This is a genomic window from Streptomyces sp. NPDC127106 (assembly GCF_042677605.1).
Lineage (GTDB): Bacteria > Actinomycetota > Actinomycetes > Streptomycetales > Streptomycetaceae > Streptomyces.
Genome location: NZ_JBHXTC010000009.1, coordinates 5,143 through 23,004 on the forward strand (window position 1 = coordinate 5,143; position 17,862 = coordinate 23,004).

Below are 17,862 nucleotides of genomic sequence, written 5' to 3' on the forward strand. Positions count from 1 at the left end.
CGGGGGCGGCCCGCCTCCGCGCCGGCGCCCCCCGGCGCCGCGGGCCCACCGCGAACGCCGCGCCGCCCAGGTCCTCGGCGACGGGGGCCCGGGGACCCCGGCGGGGGTCCCCGACGGCTACCGGTACACCGTGACCGTGGACGGCCGGACCGTGGAGTTCGCCGATCCGGACACCAGCGACGCCCTGGAAGAGCTGGTCGAACGCGTACTCCAGGAGGGAACACCGTGACCGAGTCCCCCGAGGCCAAGACCGCGGAAATCAAGATCAGCTTCGCCGGCACGGAGGCCACCGCGGCCCTCGGCACCCTCGGACTCGAACGCTCCGACGGACGCCGCCGGTCCATCCACTTCTGGGACCGCCCGCAGGGGGCGGCGGCCGGCGGCGCCGTCACGCTGCCGCTGTTGGACCGCGGCGTCATCCTGCGGCTGCGCCGCGACAAGGGCGAGCGCGGCTCCCGTCCCGAAGCCGACATGACCGTCAAGCTGCGCCCCTGCCCCGCCCTGCCGGCCCCGTGGCGGAAGGACCGCGAGGGCGACGACTGGGAGTTCACCGTCGAGGAGGACCGGACCGGCCCGGCCTTCACCCCCGTACTGGCGGCCGCGCTCCAGGCCGAGCGCGACGCCGGGGACGCACACGACGCGGAACGGTCCGGCTCGCTCGACGGCATGCTCGTGGACCGGCACCGCGAACTGCTCGGCGCCGTCGGCCTGACCGGGGAGGGTCTCGGGGGCCTCACGGCACTGGGACCGGTGAACGCCGTCAGGTGGAAGCAGGAGTGGGACGGGCTGCCCCGCGCCGTCGCGATCGAGGAGTGGACCACCGGACACGACCTGCGCTTCCTCGAGGTCTCGGTGCGCGCGGAGGTGCCCGACGCGGCGGAGACGGGGCGGCTGCTCCTCGACACCCTGCGCGAGCGCGGCGTCCCCCCGCCGCAGACCGGTGAGACCAAGACCCGGGCGGTGATGACCGCCCTCGCCCGCGACCTGGCGCCGTAACGGGCCGGAGCCCGGCCGGCCCGGCGGCCGCGTCTGGGTCCGACGGGGGATCCTCCCGGTCGCGTGCGCGCGGGTTCCGGCACCCGCGCTCCGCGAGTGGGAGATTGGGCCCCATGCGCGGCCGAACCCCCTCCGCTCGCGGCGCCCGGCGCCCGTCCCGGTGGCGTACCCGGTCCCGGAGCCTGATCGCGGCGGCCAAGGGGCAGCAGGAGCGGGCCGAGACCCGGTTCCCGGTGATCACCCACGTCATCGAACGGCTCGTCTCCGTGAACGTCTTCGACTCCGCCACCAGGCTCGCCGCCCAGGTCTTCCTGACCGCCGTGCCGCTGTTGTTCGTCGTCGCCTCGTTCGCCCCGGACGGCGTGAGAGAACAGCTGATCGACTCCGTGCGGACGACCTTCGGGCTGACCGGGCCCGCCGCCGCACAGGTGGGCGACCTCCTCGGGAAGAACTCCGGGAGCGAGGACGAGGACTTCCGCAGTGCGATCGGCCTCGTCGGCGGGCTCATGGTCCTGATCTCCGCGACCGCCGTGAGCCGGGCCATGCAGCGGCTGTGCAAACGCGCCTGGGAGATCCCGCGCACGCAGGCCCGGATCGCGGTCTGGCGCTGGGTCGCCTGGATCGCGGCGTGGACCGTCCTGCTGCTCGTCCAGGGCCCGGTGCGCCAGGGCTTCGGGGTCGGCCTGTGGCTCGGCATCCCCCTCGCCCTGGCCCTGCAGACGGCGGCCTGGTGGTGGACCCAGCACCTGCTGCTCGGCGGCCGGCTGGCCCCCCGGGCGCTGCTGCCCGGGGCGGTGCTCACCGCGGTCGTGGTCAGCGGCCTGTCCCTGACCGCCCGTTTCTACATGCCGCACGCACTCAACCGGGCTCTGGAGGCCTACGGTTCGACGGGTCCGGTGTTCGTGCTGCTGTCGTGGCTGATCGTGGTGTGCGTCGGCATCACCGTGAGCATGGCCACGGGCGCCGCCGTCGCCCAGGAGCCGTACCTCGCCCGGCGTTTGGGCAGTCCGCCCCCGCGCCGGACCCACCCGGGAGCCTGGCGGCACGCACCGCCGTGACCCTGCGGCGGACGGATCACCGCCGCCGGACCACCCGACCCCCGGACTACGGACGGCGCGGCGCGGCCCCCTCGGTGTCGAAGGTGTAGAATCTGCGGTGGTCCAGCATGTCGGCCGGCGTCACGTTGTTCCACGGCCGCATCGGGCGCCGCAGGTCGACCACGTTCGGCGTGGCGGAGGTCGGCAGGTAGGAGGACTTCGGGTGACGCCTCTGCCACTCGGCCCAGAGCATGTCGACGAAGGCGTGGTGCATCCAGAACACCGGGTCGTTGGGTGAACCCGCGGTGAGCATGTGCCCGCCCACCCACACGTGGACCCTGTTGTGCAGGCCTGCGCCGCGCCACCCCTCCAGGTGGTTGCGGAAACCGCCCGAGGAACTGTTCCAGGGGGCCGCGTCGTACTCGGGCATGTCCAGCACGGCGTTCACCTCGGCCTTGGTCGGCAGCTGGGCCCCGCCCGCGCCGAGCGAGCGGCGCAGGTACGGAACCCTGTCGACGCCCACCGTGATGTTCCACTTGCGCCCGGAGTACGCGAACGGCCCGTCGAGCACCTGGCCGTCCTGCGGTCGGCCGGTGCCGCCCATGAAGTCGGGGGCCCACAGCGAGGAGGCGGGGGTGCGGTCCACGGTCCAGTCCCAGTAGGGGAGGGCGACCTTCGGGTCCACCCTCTGCAGCTCGGCCTCGAAGTCCAGCAGGAAGCGCCGGTGCCACGGCAGGAACGACGGGCCTCGGTGGCCCACCCGGTCGCCGAAGTCGGAGTCGGTCCTGAGGAAGGCGTTGTGCGTGGTGACGAACCGGTCGTAGACGCCGGTGCGCTTGAGTTCGAGCAGCGCGTTGGTGAAGGCGCGCTTCTCGTCGGCGGTGAGCGTGGCCTGGCTCTTGCGGACGGTCACTGCGCGGCTCCCTCGGGGGCGAAGGGGGCGAGGTGGGCCCCTTGGAGGGTGCGGACGGCGGCGCGTGCGGCCGCGATGGGGTCGGGGAAGGTCTCGTAGTGGTTCATGACGCTCACCCAGGTGCCGTCGGCGTTGCGCATGACGTGCAGCTCATTGCCGTCGATCGTGATGGTGGGCCAGGCGGGCAGGCCGTGCCCTTCGTGGCCGCCCCCCTTGGCGAGGGAAATCTGGATGCGGCGGCCCTCGAACACCTCGTCGATGCCGTGGGCGGGTATGGAGAGGCCCGGGGCGCCCGTACCGGGCTGCGCCTTCGGATCGGGGGCCGGCGAGGACGTGGCCGAGTCACAGGCGACGAGGGCCGTCAGTCCGAGGGCGGTCGCCGCGCCGACCGCGGTGCCCAGGGCCTGTCTACGGGTGATCTTCTTCATGGCATGAACATGTACCACGGATCCTGCGACGGGCTCGTCACGGACTCGTCGCAGGTCACACCGGATGCGGGTACTCCGAATGGCCCGGCTCACACGGCCCATTGAGTCCACAGCGGGAGCAGCAGCAGCGCCACGACCGAGCTCTTCACGACGAGCGCGGCGGACGTGTCGACGCCGACGCCGTAGCGCTGGGCGAAAACGAACAGGTTCTGCGGCGCGGGCATCGCCGCGATCAGGACGAGCTGGCTCAGCCGCTCGCCCTCCACTGCGAAGGCGTACCGGCACACGGCGAACGTGATCAGGGGGAGGGCGACGCACTTGGCGGCGATGAGCCACACTTCCTCCGCGGTGGTGCCGCGGACTTTCAGCCCGCTGCCCCCGAGGTGCAGTCCGAGGGCGAACAGCGCGACGGGCGAGGCGCTGTCCCCGACGAAGGCGAAGCCGTCCAGCACGACCCCGGGCATCGGGACGGACAGCAGGTTGAGCGCGATGCCCGCGTTGCACGCGACCACGACCGGCGTCAGCAGCGAGGCGGCGACGGCCGATCCCAGCCGCCGGACCGGGCCCCCGGTGCGATCGGGCCGCCCCAGTTCCATGACCGAGATGATGACCAGGGACAGCACGCAGACCTGGAACAGCAGCACCGGGAAGATCGGTGCCGCGTCCCCGAACAGCATGATGAACACCGGCACGGCGAAGTAGGCCGTGTTGACCTGCACGGCGGCCATGATGCGCAGCGCGACCCCGCGCGGATCCCGTACGCCCAGCAGCCGGGCCAGTACGCCGGTCAGCAGGGCCGCGGTACAGGCCGCGGCCGCGTATCCCGTGACGGCCCGCCAGTCGAACAGCGCCCCGAGGTCGCTGCGGTAGATGTTCCCGAAGAGGAAGCACGGCACGGCGAAGAGGAACGCGTAGTCCGCGAAGACCTTGGAACTCTCGGCCGGCACCACCTTCCGCCGGGCGAAGACGACCCCGCACCCGAACGCCAGCACCACCGGCGCCAGTTTCTCCAGAGCCTCCACCGCTCCCATGCACGCGCCCCCGCTCCCGCTGATCCCCCTGCGGGGGCCTGGCCTGCTGACGACCGGATCGTAGGACGATCACCGAACCGGACGGCCGGCAGGCCCCTCACGCGGGCGGGGCGCCGGCCGGCGTGCTGCGGCGCCGGGGACGGCCCCGGTTGCGGCCCCGGCGGACCCGCCACCGACTCGTCCTCAGCCGGGCCACGGCCTCCGGATCCCGGCGGGCCAGCTCCGCGAGCGCCGGGTGCAGGCCCGCCCGCGCCACCTGCTCGGCCCACGCGTCGCGTTGGGTGTGCGCGGTGCGCAGGCGCCCGTACACGCCGAACCACACCAGCTGCGCGACCAGTCCGACCGCGGTGGCGGCGACCGCCGCCGACTCCACCGGACCACGGGGCGCGAGGCCGGCCAGGGCGAGCACGGTGACCAGCATGTGCGCCAGGACCAGCAGGAGCGCGATCTGTCCCGCGGCGCCGGGTTCCCTGCGGAACACCGGGATCTCGTGCTGTGCGGCGGTGCGTCCGGCAGCGTGGAACTCCGCCCGGGCGGCGTTGAAGGCGGCGTCGCGTTGACTGACGTTGCCGAGCAGGGCGGGCGCCGTACGCCGGCGCAGCGCATCGAGCAGGGCGTCCGGCAGCGGGTGCCCGGCGGTCCGGTCCGGGTCGGATCCGGCCGCGGTGAGGCTCAGGTTGCCGCGGTGGTTGACGGTGACCAGCCCGTCGAGCAGCAGCGCGGCGGCGGCCGCCTGGACGTCGTCCCCGGGCCACCACCGGTGGGCGGCGGCCCGGTAGGGGTCCTGCAGGAGCCCGGCGGCGCGCTCGACCATGACCCGGTGCCACCGGTCCTGCCGCCGCCGGAGCAGGCCGAGCACCCCGTACAGCACGGCGGTGACGGGGACGACGACGCAGGCGAGGACGACGGGGCGCACGGGCCGAGCCTAGGCAAACGGCACGGGGAGCACATCCGCTTATCCGTCGACCGCGCGCCATCGCGGGCCCCGGGACCGCGATGGCGATCTCCGCGTCGGTGTGTCAGCCTCGAAAGTGACGTAGGTGCATCCCCCCACAGCTGATACGACAGCTGGCCGCATGCTGGAGATGAGTGCGATGCCCGAAGTCGAGCCCATGGGCTTCCACGGAATGGTGGTAGTGGGTGAGGAGACGGTCTACCTGTCCCACCTGCCCATGTTCTCCAACCCCGACCACGCCTTCCAGGTCCTACTGGAAGTGTCCCTGTCGAACGGATCGGGCGAAGCGCAGAAGATCTACACCGAGGACCGCCGTCAGACGGGAACGGACCTCTACACGCTGAACCCCGAGGCCTTCCGCATCACCGACCTCGTCACGCCCGCAGGACAGCCCGCGCTGACCTCGTTCAACGGGACGTTGGTCCGGGGCCACTTCGAACGGGGCGGCGTGGACCTCATCGACCCGGTCCGGGTCGACGTCCGTCGCGTGGTCCACTTCCGGCGCCTGGACGAGCGCGACGCCCGGCCGGCTGATCTCACCTACCTCGCCTTCGGGAAGGGCGGCGAGCTCTTCCTCGCGCACCGGATCGTCACACCGCCCGACTTCGACCACCTCCTTGCGGTGGGCAACCTCCGGAGCGTCTCCGGCGTGTCGCTCACCGACGCGGTCCTGGCGAAGGGTCCGCGGCTCGCGATCCCCGGTAGGGCCGACAACCCCCGGGACCGGCTCACCGAGGGGCAGCAGGTGGCAGCGAGCCTGCTGGACGGCGGAGCCGGCGCGCCCGGCAGCATCGACCTGAGGTTCACGCTGGCCCGGGAGTTCTACTTCGAGGAGGGAGAACTGGCCTCGGGCGGCGGCGGCCATCACGACCACCACTGACCGCCCCGTCCTCCTGGAGTGGCCGTGCGACTCGACGACATCGCCCACTGCGAGATCCACCCCTCGATCGGCATCGCCCGCGTCGGCGACAGCCCGGACGCCTTCTTCATCGGCCCGGAAACCCCGGGCGTCCCGCCACGCCCGGACGGCGGCTTCAAGGACGCCGCGGGCCGGATCAAACGACAGGCCGCCCGGTTCCGGGTGTACGCCTACGACCGGGGCGGTGCCGTACTCGGCGAGCTCACCGCGGCCGAGGCCCGGATCACCTGGACCGCCGAACTGGCCAACGCCAAGGGCGCATGGTTCAACTTCGCCGGCCGCTTCGCACAGTCCACTTCGGACGCCGACCGACGCAACCCGCACATCGACCCCGCCGACACCGCCGCCCGCGCCCGCCTGGTGATCCGACCCGGTCCCCGCACCGTCACCGGACCGTTCCAGGACGGCCGGAACGCGCAGTTCGACAGCGGTACCTTCCTCGGCGCGTCCGTGCCCCTGGGCGAACTGCGTACGGACGGGGCCGGTCGGCTGCTCGTCCTCGGCGGGTTCGGAAGGTCCTTCTCGACCGAGCGCGCCAACCCCGTCCGCAACTACGCCAACAACGACCGCTGGTGCGACGACATTTCCGACGGTCCGGTCCGTGCGACCGTGGTCCTGGAGCCCGGGGGTCGGCAGGTGCCCGTGACGTCGGCCTGGTGCCTGGTGGCACCGACCGACTTCGCCCCGGAAGTCGCGAGCCCGATCACCCTCTACGACGTCGCCCTGGAGGCGGCCCGCGCATCGGGCGCGCTGCCCGCGCCCGCGGAGGTCTCCTTCACCCGCGACGTCCACCCCCTGCTCGCCCGGCCGGTCGCGCTCGCATGGGTCAACCGGCGGGCGCGCACCGGTCACGGCGACCGTGTGGACAACTTCTTCGCGCCCGACCGCTTCGCCGACCTCGCCTCCGATTCGGACGCGGACGCCGTCGTGTCCGTGCGCCGCAGGGTCTTCCGCAGGTTGCGCACCCCCGGGGCGATGAACCCCGGCCAGGCCAACCACGCGTTCATGCCCGTCCTGGCGGCGGACGGCGGCCTGGTGGAAGGCGACCCGCGAACCTGGCTGACCCTGCTCCCGGGCCAGTACGAGCGGATGCGGCGCTGGGCCGCGGGCGACTTCGCGGCCGACTGGACCGGCGAAGTCCCCGCGCCCGTACCGCTGGAGGCGCTGCCGCCCGGGGAGCAGCCACACGCCCTGGTGCGGGCCGCGTTGGAGGCGGCCGGCGGCGGCGGGTTCTTCCCCGGCATCGAGATGACGTTCATCGCGGACGACCCGGCCACCTGGTCCGGTCCGTTCCGGCTGCGGGAGGACCTGATCGCCGGAGACGTCACCAAGTACATGGCCGTGCCCTGGCAGGCCGATTTCCATCTGTGCCACACCTTCTGGTGGCCCGCCGCACGCCCCGACGAGGTGCTCCCCGAGACGGAGCTCGACGCGTTCCTCCAGGGCGCGGCGGGGGCGTTCAGGGAGTGGGACCGGGGCATCGGCGACGGCAAGGACGACGAACTCGGCATGAACGAGATGGCGGTGCGCTGGAGCACCCTGGGCTTCGTCGTCGGCAGGCCCGGACCGGACGGCGGTGTGGCCATGGTCGAGACGGAACGCTCCGCCCCGGAGCCCGAGTAGGGCGTGCCGGGTCGGGGCCGGCTCGGGCCGGGAGCGCCGCGGTGAAGGCGGGGACACCCCGCAGGTGCGACGTCAGCTGTGACGTCCTGGTCGCCGGCGGCGGCCCGGCCGGGTGTGCGGCGGCGCTGGCCCTCGTACGGGCGGGGGCGGACGTCGTCCTCGTCGCCCCCGCCGCACCGGACCGCCCGCGGATCGGGGAGAGCCTCGCCCCGGCGGCGGGGCCGCTGCTGGAACGCCTGGGCGTACTCGGGCGGATCGCCCTCGACGGACACGCACCCTGCTACGGGGGCCGGGCCGTCTGGGGCGGGGACGGCCCCTCGGAGGTGAGCTCCGTGCTCGGGCCCTACGGACCGGGCCTGCACCTGGACCGCGCACGGTTCGACACGGCCCTCCTGGAGGCGGCCGAGGCCGCGGGCGCACTCCGCCGGACCGGACGGATCCGGGCGGTCGAGCGCCTGCCCGACCACTGGCGGGTCACGACCGCAACGACCGGAACCACCGGAAGCACCGCAACCGCCGGAACGACCGGAACGGCCGCAACCACCGGTGCGGGCGGCACCCTTACCGCCCGTTACGTCGTCGACGCCACCGGTCGGCCGGCCCGGCTGGCCCGCCGCCTCGGCGCGGCCCCCGGCCGCTCCGACCGGCTGACCGCGCTCACCGGGATCCTCGCCGCGCCCGGCGGTGGACCGGCGGAGCCGGAGCGCACCTCACTGGTGGAGTCCACCCCCTGGGGCTGGTGGTACACCGCCCCGCTGCCGGACGGCGGACGGGTGCTGATGGCCATGACGGACGCCGACCTGGTCGCCGGGACGCTGCTGCACGACCGGGACGTGTGGTGGGCCCGGGCGCAGGCCACCGGCCACGTCCGGCACCGCCTCGCCCCCTGGCGGGAGCCGCCCCGGCAGCTGGACGTGGCCACTGCCGGTCCGTCCTGCACCCGCCCCGCCGCCGGACCGGGCTGGGCGGCGGTCGGCGACGCCGCCACCGCCACCGACCCGCTCGCGGCCCGCGGCATCGTCATGGCCCTGGCCACCGGGATGGAAGGGGCACGCGCGATCCTGGCCGACCACGCCGGGGACCGCGGCGCCCTGGCCGCGTACGCACGGCGGATCACCGCCCTCCACGAGGAGCACCTGCACGCACGGGCCGTGCAGTACCAGAGGGAACAGCGCTGGGACACCCCGTTCTGGCGCCGCCGGCACCGGACGACCGGCTGACCCGCTCGTACGTACGGGCCAGGGGGGAACTGTGGTTCGCATGCGGCGGCCGCTCGTACACTCGGTCGTCCGAACCCAGGGGAGATCATGCACACCCGTACCCTCGCCGGCCTCTGCGCCGTGCTCACCGCGCTCTTCGTCCTCACCGGCTGCACCACCGCGCCCGCCGACAGCCGCCCGCCCGCCGCCTCCTCGCCGGTGCCCGCCTCCCCGGGGCCCCGCGTGGTCCAGGCGCCGCTGCCCCAGGACCAGAACCTGCTGGCCTGGACCGGCGACCCCAACGACGCGGGCCACGTCACTGCCCAGTCCTCCGCCGGGGTCGGCGGCCGGGTCACCCTGGTCCGCATCGTCCTGCACGAGCGGATCACGTGGTCGAACATCTGGCTGGGCCTGGCCGGGATCGATCCGCAGGCCCAACTGGCCGACTGCTACCTCGGCGTGTACGACGCCTCCGGCACCCTGCGGGCGGCGACCGCGGACGTCTCGCCGCAGCTGATGACCGACCCCATCGCCAAGCCGTTCCCGCTGGCCAAGCCGTTCGCGGCCGAACCGGGCACCTACTTCATCGCGCTGCTCCTCAACGGCACCTGGGCCACCAACCTCCTCACCCTCAAGGCCACCGGCGCCGGGATCTCCGTCAACGCCGGTCTCACCCCGCCGCTCCTGCGCTACAGCAACCTGCTGACCGGCCAGACCTCCCTGCCCGCCAAGGTGAACCTGGCCGAACAGTCCACCAGCACCATCAACACCGGCTGGGGCAGCCAGTGGTACGCGATCTCCTGACCGGAGCTCGCCCCGCGTCGCCCATCCCGGCACCGCGACGCAGAACGCGCGACCGCCCCCGTCCCGACGCGGATCCGTCAGACAACTCCGCCTCATGGCAGTGTCCCTGACGGTTCATCGGGTCGAACCGGAGGCGGTCGCACGGGCGGTGACGGTCAGGCGACGGTCACGAACCTGGCGGTGCTCGGCACCCCCTGCGCGTCGAGGGCGAAGAGCATGTACGTCCCCGGCAGGACCACACCGGTGTCGGCGGGGATGGACACCGTGTGCGTGCCGTTCCCCGCGGCCGTGGACACCAGTGGCACCCGCCGCTGGTCGTTGTCGGTGGAGTGGGTCGCGGCGGCGGCCCGCATCAGGACGAACGACGCCACCTGGCCCTCGGTGCTCACCGTCAGCGACGCCCCGGGCGCGGCCCGCGGCGGCACCCCGCCGGAGATGACCGGCCGCGGCTTCGGCGAGCCGTCCGCACCCAGCAGGTACGGCGGCGTGAAGACGGCCCCGTCGGCGTGGTTGGTGGCGCAGTCACCGCACAGCCCGCCGCCGCCCGAGAAGATCCGCCCGTCCGGCAACAGGTTGGCCACGCTGTGGTAGTTGCGCGGAACGGCCATGGTGGCCAGCGGGGTGAAGGTGCCCGTCGCCGGGTCCCACAGCTCGGGGGTCAGGACCGAGGTGGCGTCGCTGAACGGCACCGGATAGGCCTGCCCGCCGAAGACGGCGACCTTTCCGTCCGGCAGGACGACGCTGTTGCTGAACCCCCGGGCGTGCTCCAGGTCGCCGGTGCGGGCGGACTGGACCTGGTTGCCCGAGATGCTCACGGTGTACGCGAGCCGGGTGGCGGGGGTCTTCTCGTACGCGGGCGATCCGCCCAGGGTGAGGAGCTTGCCGATGTCGTAGGCGACGGCGTTGCCGGTCATGGCGTCCGGGCTGTCGGCCCGGTTGCCGGCGGCGGCGATGCTGCCGCTGCCGCCCGTCGAGATCCAGTTCATCTGCTTGCTCGGCCCCAGCTGGAGCACCTTGCCGCCCGAAGTGGCGTGCAGCCACATGTGGTTGTCGGACCGGTACGGGCCCGCCGGGTCCGCCGTCTGCGCCGGGGCGGCGGGGACGCCGGGCAGCTTGCGCCAGGTGCGGGTGTCCGGCGACCAGACCTCGCCCGCCTTGTCGCCCCCGGCTCCGCTCCAGGACCCGCCCAGGACGAAGGCTTCGCCGGTGGAGAGCAGCGTCATGGCCTGGTAGCCGCGGGCGATGTTCATGCTGGTGGTCGCGGACCAGGCGTCGGTGGCCGGATCGTAGATGCTGGCCTTCTCCGCGTTGCTGCCGCCGGTGACCAGCACCCGGCCGTCGGCGAGCATCACTATGCCCGGGCAGAACATGTCGTGGCCGGTGTTGTCGATGCGCCGCTGGGTGACCCGGCCCGTCTTCAGGTCCAGGATCGCGGTCTGGGTGTAGCCGTTGCTGCCGCCGAAGCGGTCGACCGCGTACGCCGACCAGGCCAGCAGTTTGTCGCCGGGTAGGACGGCGGTGGCCACGGGCACCAGCGGGAAGCCGGTGATCCGGTCCCAGGAGCCGTGGACGGCGGGATCGGCCGGGCCGCTCAGGCGTATCTCACCGGCCGAGGTCCACGGGCCGCGGCCACCGGCCTCGCTGGTCACGGTCAGGCGTACGTAGCGGGCGTTCGCGGTGCGGGTGAAGGTGGCGGTCTTGGCCGTGTCGTCGTCCCGCCAGGTCCCCGAGGCCACCGGCGCACCGAAGGTGGTGCCGTCGGTGCTGGTGGTGATGGTGTACGCGCCCGCGCGCCCGTTGGGCCCGTCGGAGCGGGGGTGGTAGACGAGAGCGGACACGGCTGCCGTGCGGTGCATGTCGATGGTGATGCTGTGCGGCAGCGGAGTGGGGGTTCCGGTCCACTTGCTGTGCCAGAGGGTGGCGGTGTTGCCGTCGAGGACGTTGGCGGCGCGGCCGTTCTCGCCGGTGGTCTCCTCGTCGCTGGCCGTGGCCGTCCACCCGGTCCGGGACAGGTCGACGGTGGCGGCCGGGGTTCCGGGGTCGCCCAGCAGGTTGATCTCGGCGGCGGAGGTCCAGGGCCCGCGGCCACCGGCCTCGGTGTGCCCCGTCAGCCGGACGAACCGGGCCCCCTGCGGGGCGAACCCGAGGGTCTTGGCGCTGGCGTCGTCGGCGAGGGTACCGGTGGCGACCGGGCTGCCCCAGTTCTGGCCGTCCGCGCTCAGGCTGATGCTGTACTCGCCGGGGCGGCCGTTGGCCGAGTTGGTGCGCGGCAGGTAGACGAGGGCGGAGACGACCGCCGTGCGGTGCATGTCGAGGGTGATGCTGTGCGGCAACGGGGCGGGGGTTCCGGTCCACTTGCTGTGCCAGAGGGTGGCGGTGTTGCCGTCGAGGACGTTGGCGGCGCGGCCGTTCTCGCCGACGGTCTCCTCATCGCTGGCCGTGGCCGTCCAGCCGGCCCGGTCGAGAACGGGAGCCGCCGGTTCCATGGCGTTCGCGGGCGCGATGGGGTGGTGCGGCGAGTCCACCGCCGTCTGCTGGTCGAAGGGCACGGGGGCCGGTTTGGGCGACGGGCGGGCCGGGCTCGCGACCCCCAGCCAAGGGGTCAGGCCGACCAGCAGGGAACCGAGGCTGAAGGCGATGAGCAGATAGGAGCGGCGTAACGCACGGGTGAGGGCGAGAAAGCGCCTGGACTGCAACCGGGCCTCCTGGGGCGAACCGACATGTCCCCAGAACATAGGCCAGTGACACAGGAACTCGGCAGTGTCACAAAGGAGTTGGCGGGAAAGTGCGGCGTGCTGCGATCCACCGGTGCGGTGTCGGCGGGGTCAGTCGGCGGTGCTCCGCCGCCGGCGGCGCCAGTGCCACGCCGCTCCCACCCCGATCGACGTCACGGTCAGGGCGATGGCCAGCACCGGCCAACCCCGGTCCGCCAGCCGTAGGTTGGCGGCCAGGACGCCGATGACGAACCCCAGCGGCACCAGCAACGACAGCAGGGCCCTGAGCGCGGACACCACCATCCCGGGATCGATCCGCGCGGCCCGCCGCGGCCGGGCGGCAGGCGGCTCACCGAAGTAGAAGGCGGTGGCCCGCGCCAGGAGCTGGTCGGTGCCCCGGTCGTACGACAGCGCCATGTACGGGAGCCAGACCAGGGGGGCGACCATCCCGACCACCACCACCGCGGCGAGCAGGACGTACCGTCCGGTCTGCACCAGCCACCTCGGCAGGCGTCCCGGAGGCTCGTCCCCCGGTGTGATCAGCCCCAGCAGCCGTGCCATCCGCATGACCAGCCGGTGCACGGCCGTCATGCGCCCCGGCGGCGGCGCGGTCCCGGCGGCGCCGCCCTCCTCGGGGAGACGGATGTCCGCGAGCCCGGCCCGCGCCCGGCCGACGTCCTCGTACACGCCCTGCAGGACGAGGAGTTCGGCGGCCCGCTCCGCGTCCGTGGGGTCCCGGCCGTCGAGGGCGGCCAGTTCCAGGCAGGTCTGCGCCTGGCTGAGGATCGCCACGCAGAACGCGAACGGGATCAGGACGAGGAAGGGGCCGCCGACGAAGGCCCCCTCGGTCACGGTCCGGCGCTTCCCCCGGGTGAGGATCCGGCTCCGCAGCTCGGCCGGGGCGGCGTCGGGGTGCGCCTCGCGCAGCCGGGCTACGGAGCGCGCCGCGACGGGGCCCGTGTGCCGTACGGCGAAGGCGGCGAGGAACTCGGGGAGGTGGTGCGGGTCCGCGCTCGCCGACCTCAGCAGGGACCGCGTGAGGACCCGGTCCCGCAGGGGGTCCGTGTCCCTGTCCTCGCGGGGTGTGTCCGGCACGGTTCACCTCGCCTCCGGCAGCCGACGCGTCCTCGTGCTCGGGGTCGAACGCCCGACCGGGCCGGCCGGGTCACCCGGCCGCCCCGCAGGGTCACCCGGCACCCGCGGACCCGGCCGGGCCGCACCGGCTCAGGAGCTCAGGATGCGGGCCTTCTGGGCGGCGAACTCCTCCTCGGTGAGGACGCCCTGCTCCTTGAGGGTCGAGAGCTCCTTGAGCTGGCTGATCTTGTCGTCCATGCCGACGTCGGCAGCCGGGGGCGGCGGGGGCGGGGGCGGGGGCGCCGCGTACTGCTGCTGCGCGTACGCGGCCTGGGCCTGCTCCGCGTCCTGCTGGGCCCAGCGGCCGGCCTGGCGGCGCGAGACACGGTTGGAGACGGCGGTGGCCGTACCGGCGACGACGGCGGTTCGCGCGACGCCGCGAAGGAGTCCGGGCATGGTGTCCTGCCTCTGTGGGGGAGTGGGTGGGGGTCCGGAGCCCTCAGGCCGCGGATTCGAGCGCGTCCAGCGCCTCGATCACGTCCTGCACCGGCACGCGCCCGCTCGCGATCATCCGGGCGTCGGCGCGGCGGAGGGCGGCTGCCAGGGGTGCGGCCCAGGTGTTCTCGTAGAGCAGCACGGCCGCGGAGTCCCCGGGCTGGAGCAGGGAGCCGGCTTCGGCCATGTCGTCCTCGCCGATCAGCCCCGTGGACACGCCCTCGAAGAGCGTGAGGTCCAGCTCGCCGTCGCCGTTCACGTCGGCCAGGGCGATCCCCTGCACCGAACCGTCCTCCAGCTTCGTGAAGAAGGTCAGGTCGAGGATGCGGATGATCCCGCGCTCGACGAGATCGACCAGCAGGGGCATTCCCTCGCCGGTCAGGTGGCTGCCGGGGAACTCGACGACCAGGTAGTCGATGGGGCCGAGTTCATCCAGCTTGTCGTGTTCTCTGGTCACGTCAGCTCCTGTCGCAAGGCCCGGCGACGCGGTCACGGGCCGGGGCGTGGGCCGAGCTGCCGCCTGGGGGCCGCCGGCACCTTGCCACGACCGTAACGCGCACCCCGGATCCGGGGATCACCTGCCGGGGGTGACCCCCGGCGCGGCCCGCCGGACGGGCAGGCCCGGCGGACGGGTGCGCGACCGGCCCGGAACCGGGCGTGTGCACCGCTCCCCGCGCTCACCCCGCTCGGGTGATGCACCGCGCCACCAGCGCCCGCATGATCGAACGGACGGCCACGAGAAAGGGTGATCGATCATGTGCCGGTGGCTCGCGTACTCGGGAACTCCCATGCTCCTCGACACCATCCTCTACAAACCCAAGCACTCCCTGATCGACCAGAGCCTCCACGCGCGCATGGGCGTCGAGACGACCAACGGGGACGGGTTCGGCATCGGCTGGTACATGCACGGGGGCACCATCGACACGCCCGCGATCGTCCGCGACGTCGGCCCCGCCTGGAACAACCGCAACCTGCGGGAGATCGCCGGCCACGTCATGTCCCCGCTGCTCTTCGCCCACATCCGGGCCTCGACGGGCACGGCGGTGCAGCAGACGAACTGCCACCCCTTCCGGCACGGCCGCTGGATGTGGATGCACAACGGCTCCATCGCCGAGTTCCACCGGATGCGCCGGGACCTGGCCCTGGCCGTCGACCCCGTCCTCTTCCTGGACATCGAGGGGACCACGGACTCGGAAATGATGTTCTTCCTCGCCCTCACCTTCGGGCTGGAGGACGATCCTCCGGGCGCCGTGGCCAAGATGGTGGGTCTGGTGGAGCGCGTCGGCCGCGAGCACGGCGTCGCCGACCCCGTGCAGATGACCGTCGCCGTCGCGGACGGCACGGCGATCTGGGCGTTCCGCTATGCCAGCGGGGGCAAGGCCCGGTCGCTGTTCTACAGCTCCCGGGTGGAGACGCTGCGGGCCCTGCACCCCGAAGTGGTGATGCTGCGGGAGGTGTCCGACGAGACCCGCCTGGTGGTGTCGGAGCCGCTGGGCGACCTTCCCGGCGCCTGGAACGAGGTCCCCGAGGGTGCGTACGGGGTCGTGCGCGCGGGCGCGGACGAACTCCACACGTTCACCCCGGTCCCGGCCTGAGCCGCCCCCTCCACCGGCCCTGCACCGGGAACCCGGTACAGGGAACCCCCGTTCGAGGGGGATCGTTGTCGGCGTATGAGCACCAGTGAGGGAAGGGGAGAGGAATGAGGTACGACCTCTCCCAGCGCCTGGTCGTCGGGATCGCCTCCAGCGCCCTGTTCGACCTGACCGAATCCGACGCCGTCTTCCGCGAGCAAGGCGAACCCGCCTACCGCGCCTACCAGGAGGAACACCGCGAGGACACCCTGGGCAAGGGCGTCGCCTTCCCCTTCATACGCCGTCTGCTGTCGCTCAACGACCTCGCGGGCCACCCCGGCGACCCGCTGGTCGAGGTGATCATCCTCTCCCGCAACGACCCCGACACCGGACTGCGGGTGATGCGCTCGGTCGAGGCGCACGACCTGCCGATCACGCGCGCGATCTTCCGGCCGGGCCGCTCCTCGCACCGCTTCATGCCGGCGCTCAACATGTCCCTGTTCCTGTCCGCCAACGCGCAGGACGTCCGCGAGGCCGTCGCCGCGGGCCTCCCCGCCGGGCACGTCCTGGCCTCGGCCTGTGCCGACGACCCGCAGGACCCGGAGCTGCGCATCGCCTTCGACTTCGACGGGGTCCTCGCCGACGACAGCTCCGAACGCGTCTTCCAGACGGACGGCATCGACGGCTTCCGGGCCCACGAGGTCCTGAACGCAGCCACCCCGCACGACCCCGGCCCGCTGCGGGACTTCCTCGCCGGGATCAACCGGATCCAGCGCCGGGAAGAGGACGAACACCGCGACCACCCCGACTACCGGCCGCGCGTCCGTGTCTCCCTGGTCACCGCACGCAACGCACCCTCCCACGAAAGGGCGGTGCGCAGCCTGAAGGAATGGGGGCTGCGGGTCGACGACGCGTTCTTCCTCGGCGGCATCGACAAGTCGGCCGTCATCGCCACCCTCCAGCCGCACATATTCTTCGACGACCAGGTCGGCCACCTCGGGGGAACGGCGTCCAGCGCCCCGAGCGTCCACGTGCCGTTCGGAGCGGCCAACGCCGGCGCCTGAACGCCGCCGTGCGCCCGGCCGCGAGGCGGGGCCGGCGCCCGGTCACCGCGAGCCGTACAGGTCCGCCGCGGTGAGCAGGAACAGCTGGGCGTCCGTCCACGGGCCCGCGGCAGCGTCCGCGCCGCCCGCGGCGAGGGCGGCCGGTACGGCGCGGACCCGGGCCGCGGCCGTGGCCAGCCCCGTCCGGTCCAGGGCGGCCGCCGCCCGTTCGAGCCGGTCCGGGCCGACCCGGTCGAGGTGGCGCAGGCCGCGGTGGGCGGCGTCGGCGAGTGCGGCGAGCGCCTCGGCCAGCGCCCCCGCGACCGGGTCGGGCTCGGGGTGCGCCGCCGGAGCCGTGGCCGCGGACGGCCCGGCCGGCGCCAGGTCCGGCACGACGACGGCGGACCCGACGAGCACGGCGATCGGCTCCACCACGAGCCCACCGGACCCCACGGGTCCGGATCCGGCGGCCGCCCGGACGAACCCGCTGAGGTGGCAGGGACCGGCACCGAGGCCGTCGAGGGCCGCGGCGAGCGCGTCCAGGCCGCCGGGCGCGTACGGGTTGTACGGCGCCGCCAGGAGGGCCCGGTTCCCGCGGGCGTCCCGGAGGACGGCCTCCAGACGCTGCTCGGCCGGGTCGTACCCGAGGCCCTCGACGGCGTGCACGGCCAGCACGTGGACGTCGTCCGCAGCCACCCGCGCCCGCACCGGCCGGGGCGGGCGGGCCCGCACCCGTTCCGCGAGGGCGGCGAAGTCCCGTACGAGGAGGGGCTCGGGGAGGCCGCTCCAGGACCCGCCGACCGGAGTGACACCGGTACCGCCGGTCCGCGAGGCGCCGAACGCGACGACGTGCCCCGGGGTGCGGGACGCGGTCTCGCTGACCACGTTGCCGGCGGCCAGCGCGCCGAACGTGGTGCCGGCGGTGCGCCGGCGCGCCAGGTCAGGGCCGGTCGGGGGGGGGGGGGGGCGGCGGGGGGGGGGGCGCCGCCCGCGCGCCCGCGCGGCCCCCCCCCGAGCGCATCAACCCCCTCCCCACGCCCGAGCCGACACACCCCCCCAC

Annotated in this window: 17 protein-coding genes and 1 pseudogene; 9 read left to right on the forward strand and 9 right to left on the reverse strand. The window is 73.7% G+C overall.

Going from position 1 to position 17,862, the window contains the following annotated elements; translation table 11 throughout:
* The 3 genes and pseudogenes from ACFVGY_RS11525 to ACFVGY_RS11535 form a co-directional block, all read left to right on the forward strand.
* Positions 1–229, forward strand: a pseudogene (locus ACFVGY_RS11525) (hypothetical protein); the annotation flags it as partial.
* Positions 226–996 (forward strand): hypothetical protein, encoded by a 771-nt coding sequence (locus ACFVGY_RS11530; protein WP_385674563.1) that lies wholly within the window; start codon positions 226–228, stop codon positions 994–996. The pseudogene ACFVGY_RS11525 and the gene ACFVGY_RS11530, both read left to right, overlap by 4 nt.
* Positions 997–1,109: 113 nt before the next feature.
* Positions 1,110–2,054 carry a YhjD/YihY/BrkB family envelope integrity protein gene (locus ACFVGY_RS11535; protein ID WP_385674566.1) on the forward strand — a complete coding sequence of 315 codons (945 nt, stop codon included), beginning with the start codon at positions 1,110–1,112 and terminating at the stop codon, positions 2,052–2,054.
* Between the two features lie 46 nt (positions 2,055–2,100).
* Here the strand turns inward: ACFVGY_RS11535 and ACFVGY_RS11540 are convergent, their stop codons facing one another.
* The 4 genes from ACFVGY_RS11540 to ACFVGY_RS11555 form a co-directional block, all read right to left on the reverse strand.
* Complete coding sequence (locus ACFVGY_RS11540) at positions 2,101–2,946, reverse strand: tyrosinase family protein (RefSeq protein WP_385674569.1); 846 nt, start codon at positions 2,944–2,946, stop codon at positions 2,101–2,103.
* Positions 2,943–3,374, reverse strand: coding sequence for a tyrosinase family oxidase copper chaperone (locus tag ACFVGY_RS11545; RefSeq protein ID WP_385674572.1), 432 nt, complete (start codon positions 3,372–3,374; stop codon positions 2,943–2,945). Before ACFVGY_RS11545 ends, ACFVGY_RS11540 begins: the two co-directional genes overlap by 4 nt.
* A gap of 89 nt (positions 3,375–3,463) precedes the next feature.
* Positions 3,464–4,405 (reverse strand): AEC family transporter, encoded by a 942-nt coding sequence (locus ACFVGY_RS11550; RefSeq protein ID WP_385674573.1) that lies wholly within the window; start codon positions 4,403–4,405, stop codon positions 3,464–3,466.
* Positions 4,406–4,502: 97 nt separating this feature from the next.
* Positions 4,503–5,321 (reverse strand): hypothetical protein, encoded by an 819-nt coding sequence (locus tag ACFVGY_RS11555; protein ID WP_385674575.1) that lies wholly within the window; start codon positions 5,319–5,321, stop codon positions 4,503–4,505.
* 160 nt (positions 5,322–5,481) lie between these two features.
* On the opposite strand from ACFVGY_RS11555, the gene ACFVGY_RS11560 reads away from it, so the two are divergent.
* From ACFVGY_RS11560 to ACFVGY_RS11575, 4 genes are all read left to right on the forward strand, one after another.
* Entirely contained in the window at positions 5,482–6,240 is a 759-nt protein-coding gene (locus ACFVGY_RS11560; RefSeq protein WP_385674578.1) for a hypothetical protein, read from the forward strand.
* Between the two features lie 24 nt (positions 6,241–6,264).
* A complete protein-coding gene (locus tag ACFVGY_RS11565; protein WP_385674581.1) occupies positions 6,265–7,902 on the forward strand; it encodes a LodA/GoxA family CTQ-dependent oxidase in 1,638 nt (545 codons plus the stop codon).
* 41 nt (positions 7,903–7,943) lie between these two features.
* Entirely contained in the window at positions 7,944–9,122 is a 1,179-nt protein-coding gene (locus tag ACFVGY_RS11570; RefSeq protein ID WP_385674584.1) for an NAD(P)/FAD-dependent oxidoreductase, read from the forward strand.
* A gap of 87 nt (positions 9,123–9,209) precedes the next feature.
* Positions 9,210–9,905 (forward strand): hypothetical protein, encoded by a 696-nt coding sequence (locus tag ACFVGY_RS11575; protein ID WP_385674587.1) that lies wholly within the window; start codon positions 9,210–9,212, stop codon positions 9,903–9,905.
* A gap of 155 nt (positions 9,906–10,060) precedes the next feature.
* Here the strand turns inward: ACFVGY_RS11575 and ACFVGY_RS11580 are convergent, their stop codons facing one another.
* The 4 genes from ACFVGY_RS11580 to ACFVGY_RS11595 form a co-directional block, all read right to left on the reverse strand.
* Positions 10,061–12,601, reverse strand: a complete 2,541-nt coding sequence (locus ACFVGY_RS11580; RefSeq protein WP_385674590.1) for a discoidin domain-containing protein — start codon at positions 12,599–12,601, stop codon at positions 10,061–10,063.
* Between the two features lie 129 nt (positions 12,602–12,730).
* Complete coding sequence (locus ACFVGY_RS11585; RefSeq protein ID WP_385674594.1) at positions 12,731–13,714, reverse strand: hypothetical protein; 984 nt, start codon at positions 13,712–13,714, stop codon at positions 12,731–12,733.
* 129 nt (positions 13,715–13,843) lie between these two features.
* A complete protein-coding gene (locus ACFVGY_RS11590) occupies positions 13,844–14,149 on the reverse strand; it encodes an SHOCT domain-containing protein (protein ID WP_360638589.1) in 306 nt (101 codons plus the stop codon).
* A 43-nt stretch (positions 14,150–14,192) separates the two neighbouring features.
* Complete coding sequence (locus ACFVGY_RS11595; RefSeq protein ID WP_385674597.1) at positions 14,193–14,645, reverse strand: DUF6325 family protein; 453 nt, start codon at positions 14,643–14,645, stop codon at positions 14,193–14,195.
* A gap of 298 nt (positions 14,646–14,943) precedes the next feature.
* On the opposite strand from ACFVGY_RS11595, the gene ACFVGY_RS11600 reads away from it, so the two are divergent.
* Both ACFVGY_RS11600 and ACFVGY_RS11605 read left to right on the forward strand, forming a co-directional pair.
* Positions 14,944–15,783 (forward strand): class II glutamine amidotransferase, encoded by an 840-nt coding sequence (locus ACFVGY_RS11600; protein ID WP_385674600.1) that lies wholly within the window; start codon positions 14,944–14,946, stop codon positions 15,781–15,783.
* Positions 15,784–15,887: 104 nt separating this feature from the next.
* Positions 15,888–16,823, forward strand: a complete 936-nt coding sequence (locus tag ACFVGY_RS11605) for a 5'-nucleotidase (protein WP_385674603.1) — start codon at positions 15,888–15,890, stop codon at positions 16,821–16,823.
* A 42-nt stretch (positions 16,824–16,865) separates the two neighbouring features.
* Here ACFVGY_RS11605 and ACFVGY_RS11610 read toward each other — a convergent pair whose 3' ends face one another.
* A complete protein-coding gene (locus ACFVGY_RS11610) occupies positions 16,866–17,687 on the reverse strand; it encodes a hypothetical protein (protein ID WP_385674606.1) in 822 nt (273 codons plus the stop codon).
* Positions 17,688–17,862 lie beyond the last annotated feature (175 nt).